Raw genomic sequence first — 1,127 nt, forward strand, 5'->3', positions numbered from 1 at the left:
CCATTACGGTTATAACCGGTGGCCAGCACCACCCCATCGTAGACTTCGGTCTGTTCCACGCCGGTGTCCTTGTTGCGCAGGGTCAACAGCACACGGGTGCCATCATTCTGCACACCAACGATATCGCGGTTGGACAGGAAGCGGTGCTGCATCTTGCCGGTGACTTTCTGCAGGTAAAGACGCTCGTAGATCTGTTCAATTTCCGCCAGATCCACTACCGCGTAATTGGTCTGGCTGAAACGCTTGAGAAAATCCTGCCGCTCGGATTCCGGCCGGGCGTAGATAGTATCCGTGAACGCTGGATCGAAAATTTCGTTCACAAAAGCACTGTCATCGGCCGGGTGCAGGGCCCGGCTGCGGCTGACCAGATCCATCTTGCCATCCGGGTACTGGTCCATCAGATCCAGGTAAATTTCAGCGGCACTCTGGCCTGCTCCGATCACCGCAATACGTGGCGTTTCGTGGCGAGCAAACCGCTCGTATTCGTGTTTATAGCGCGATGAGTGAACCATGTTTTCACCCATCTTCCCGGCGAACACCGCCGGAATCTTCGGGTAACCACCGATGCCGATAACCAGGTTTCGAGTAAAAATCTCTTGCTCACTACCGTCGGCATTACGCGAACGCACGCGCACCCATTCCACTTCACCACCCTGCTCCACCGGCTCAATGGCAATCACTTCCTGACCATAGTGCACATGCTCTTTAAACTGATCGGCGGACCAGCGCATGTAATCGTTATATTCCACACGGGTAGGAAAAAACGTGCCCATGTTGATAAAGGAATCGAGACGATTGTTGTCATGCAGATAATTAACAAAGGTGAAACGGCTGGCGGGATTGCGCAGGGTCGCCAGGTCTTTCAGAAATGACACCTGCATGCGAGTACCTTCCAGCAACATGCCGCCGTGCCATTCAAAACGAGGCTGCTTTTCCAGGAAACAGTAACGCAGACCATCCAGGTCTTTCTGCTCGTCCAGTGCAATGGCAATGGCCAGGTTCGCCGGGCCAAACCCAATACCAACGACATCGTATTCCTGAGAATGAACGATCATGGTGATATGTCCTCAATGTGGCGGAGACCGAACGGCCTCCGGTTTATCCATACACCGACCACCGAAGAATTC

At 53.7% G+C, this 1,127-nt stretch carries 1 protein-coding gene; it reads right to left on the minus strand.

Features of this window, described 5'->3' with window-relative positions; all coding sequences use genetic code 11:
* The coding region (locus tag A3730_RS03400) for a lysine N(6)-hydroxylase/L-ornithine N(5)-oxygenase family protein (RefSeq protein ID WP_063537485.1) at nt 1–1,055 on the minus strand (1,055 nt) is incomplete at its 3' end.
* Nucleotides 1,056–1,127: the final 72 nt, after the last annotated feature.

Source organism: Alcanivorax sp. HI0044, from assembly GCF_001634945.1.